4 protein-coding genes and 1 pseudogene are annotated in these 2872 nt (G+C 72.1%); 1 reads left to right on the top strand and 4 read right to left on the bottom strand.

What is annotated here, in order from left to right:
• From AB0C29_RS41645 to AB0C29_RS41630, 4 genes and pseudogenes are all read right to left on the bottom strand, one after another.
• Positions 1–380, bottom strand: a pseudogene (locus AB0C29_RS41645) (ABC transporter permease); the annotation flags it as partial.
• Positions 377–1057: an ABC transporter ATP-binding protein gene (locus tag AB0C29_RS41640; protein ID WP_360552912.1), complete on the bottom strand. Its 681-nt coding sequence runs from the start codon at positions 1055–1057 to the stop codon at positions 377–379. The gene AB0C29_RS41640 and the pseudogene AB0C29_RS41645, both read right to left, overlap by 4 nt.
• Positions 1054–1578 (bottom strand): PadR family transcriptional regulator, encoded by a 525-nt coding sequence (locus AB0C29_RS41635; RefSeq protein ID WP_360832837.1) that lies wholly within the window; start codon positions 1576–1578, stop codon positions 1054–1056. The genes AB0C29_RS41640 and AB0C29_RS41635 overlap by 4 nt, the downstream gene beginning before the upstream one ends.
• Positions 1579–1607: 29 nt before the next feature.
• A complete protein-coding gene (locus tag AB0C29_RS41630) occupies positions 1608–2609 on the bottom strand; it encodes an aldo/keto reductase (RefSeq protein WP_360832834.1) in 1002 nt (333 codons plus the stop codon).
• A 58-nt stretch (positions 2610–2667) separates the two neighbouring features.
• Here AB0C29_RS41630 and AB0C29_RS41625 point away from each other — a divergent pair.
• A partial coding sequence (locus AB0C29_RS41625; RefSeq protein ID WP_360832831.1) for a helix-turn-helix domain-containing protein occupies positions 2668–2872 on the top strand: 205 nt, incomplete at its 3' end.

The following is a 2872-nucleotide window of genomic DNA, read 5'->3' as shown; positions in this document are numbered from 1 at the left end:
TGGGCCGCCGGGGTGTCCGCGATCAGCTTGGCCAGCTCCGGCGACGCGAAATACTCCTCCGGGCCGGGCAGCCGGGACAGGCCCGGCGGCACCGGCGAGCGCGGACCGGTCGCGGCCAGATCGACCCGGCCGACGGTACGGCTGTCGAAGCCGTCCACCCGCAGCTGCCACCACAGTGGATCGACGCCCCGCTCGGCGCCGGGCGCGTCCGCCGAGTTGGCCCAGCCGTACCGGTCGTTCTGACTGGTCACGCCGTTCAGCCCGGTGAGCGCCAGCAGCAGCATGCCCACCCCGAGGGCCACGGCCAGGGCGATGACGATCAGGCGTACCGCTGCCTCCCGGCCACCGGCGAGGGTGAGCCGCAGCCCGAAGCGGATCATGCGATCGCCTCGGCGGTCAGTGAGTGCACCCGGCCGTCGCGGACGACGACCTCCCGGTCGGCGTACGCGGCGACCCGCGGCTCGTGGGTGACCAGCACGACCGTGGTGCCCTCCGCCCGGGCCGCGTTGACCAGCAGATCCATCACCTGCTCGCCGGTCAGCGAGTCGAGCGCGCCGGTCGGCTCGTCGGCGAACAGCACCCGCGGCCGGGCCACCAGCCCCCGGGCCAGGGCGACCCGCTGGGCCTGGCCGCCGGACAGCTCGCCGGAGCGACGCTCCTCGAGGCCGTCGAGCCCGAGCCGGCCGAACCAGGCCCGGGCCTCGGCCACCGCCGCCGCCCGCCGCATCCCGTTGAGCAGCAACGGCAGGGCGACGTTCTCCTGCGCGCTGAGCTCGGGCACGAGCTGGCCGAACTGGAAGACGAAGCCGAACTTGTCCCGCCGCAGGCGGCTGCGCTCGGTCTCGCCGAGCCGGTCCACCCGGCGGCCCTCGAAGAGGATCTCGCCGGACTCCGGCACCAGGATGCCGGCCAGGCAGTGCAGCAGCGTGGACTTGCCGGAGCCGCTCGGACCCATGATGGCCAGCAGCTCACCCTCGGCGACGGCGAGATCGGCGCCGCGCAGCGCGGGCGTCTCACCGAACGACAGAACGACGTCGCGCGCCTCGATGACGGTCACGACCGGACCTCCTTGGCGAGCGCGTCGAGCCGGGCCGAGGTCAGGTCGATCCAGCGCAGATCGGCCTCCAGGTGGAACAGGCCGTGGTCGGCGAGCAGGGCGTCGACCAGGCCACCGGAGCGCTTGATCTCGGTCAGCTCGCGCATCCGTTGCAGGTGGGCGGCGCGCTGGGTGTCGAGATAGCCCTCGGCGTTGCGCCCGAGCATGAGCGCGAGGGTCACCTTGGCGAAGAGCACGGTCTGCAGGTGCGGCTCGGGGGCGACGGGCTCGGTCAGCCAGCCGTCCACCTCGGTCGCGCCGAGATCGGTGATGATGTAGCGCTTGCGGTCGGGACCCTCGCCCGGCTCGAGGTCGCTGATGACGACCTTGCCGTCGCGGGCCAGGCGGGACAGCGTGGAATAGACCTGGCCGAACGAGAGCGGCTTGCCGCGCCCGAAGTAGGCGTCGTAGTCGCGCTTGAGGTCATAGCCGTGGCTGGGTTCACGTTCGAGAAGCCCCAGAAGGGTCAGCGGCACCGTCATGCCGAGGACTATACGCTGAGAGTATACGCTCAGGGAATAGCGGCGGCCCCGAACACCCAGCCGGAGTTCTGGTTGATGAAGTCGCCCGGGAAGCCGAGCTCGAAGCCGGTCGCCGCCGCCAGCCGGCCGCACTGCTCGTCGGACAGCTCGACGGTCAGCGCCCCGAGGTTGTCCTGGAGCTGGGCCAGGCGCCGGGCACCCAGGATCGGGAAGATCGCCCGGGACCGGCTCCTCACCCAGGCCAGGGCGACCTGGGCCGGAGTCGCGCCGAGCTCCGCCGCGACGGCCAGCACGGCCCGGACGACGGCGTGCGTCCGCTCGTCCACGCTCGCGCGGTCCAGCCGGGTGCTGCCCGCGTCGCCGTCCACCGTGTACTTACCGGACAGCACTCCGCCGCCCAGCGGGCTCCACGCCGTGACAGCCAGGCCGAGCGCCTCGGCCATCGGCAGCAGCTCGCGTTCCGCGTCCCGCTGCACCAGGCTGTACGGCACCTGCAGACCGATGAACGGGCTCCAGCCCCGCCACTCCGCGAGCGTGTTGGCCCGGGCCACCACCCAGGCCGGGGCGTCCGAGATGCCGACGTAGAGGATCTTGCCGGCCCGTACGGCGTCGTCCAGGGCGCGCATGGTCTCCTCGATCGGCGTCGCCCGGTCCCACATGTGCACCCAGAAGACGTCCAGATAGTCCGTACGCAGCCGGCGCAGGCTGGTCTCCAGGGAAGCGCGCAGATTCTTGCGGGCGTTGCCACCGGCGTTGGGATCGGCGGCGTCGCGGGTGACCGTGTATTTGCTCGCCAGCACGAACGAGTCCCGGCGGCCCTCGAGCAGGTCGCCGAGAATCTCCTCACTGGCCCCGCCGCGGTAGTTGACCGCGGTGTCGATCGCGTTGCCGCCCGCCTCCACGTAGGCGTCCAGCATGCGGCGGCACTCCTGCGGCGGCGCTCCGACACCGCCCTGCTCGCCGAAGGTCATCGCCCCGAGGATCAGCTCGGAGACGCGCAGTCCGCTCCGGCCCAGCGTCCGATATCTCATCGGCCGACCATACAGCGTGTCTGGTCAGCGTGTACAGACATGCTGTTAGGCTCCCGGCATGGCCGCGAAGAAGGACGCCCGCCGCACCACCGCCCCGGCCGAGGGGGCGGAGCTGCGGGAACGCATGCTCAGTGCGTTACGGGAGCTGCTGGACGAACGCCGCTTCGAGGCGATCAGCGTGGCGGACGTCATCGCGCGGGCCGGGGTGTCGCGGGCCAGCTTCTACTTCTACTTCCCGGGCAAGCAGGCGGCGCTCGCCGAGC

This window comes from Actinoplanes sp. NPDC048791 (assembly GCF_040650095.1).
Taxonomy (GTDB): domain Bacteria; phylum Actinomycetota; class Actinomycetes; order Mycobacteriales; family Micromonosporaceae; genus Actinoplanes.
Note: the sequence above shows the minus strand (reverse complement) of the source record. Positions and strands in the feature narration are given on the sequence as shown.

Bases quoted from the DNA above. Each gene is read 5' to 3' on its own strand.
- AB0C29_RS41635 (WP_360832837.1), bottom strand. From the start codon at position 1,578: ATGACGGTGCCGCTGACCCTTCTGGGGCTTCTCGAACGTGAACCCAGC.
- AB0C29_RS41630 (WP_360832834.1), bottom strand. From the start codon at position 2,609: ATGAGATATCGGACGCTGGGCCGGAGCGGACTGCGCGTCTCCGAGCTG.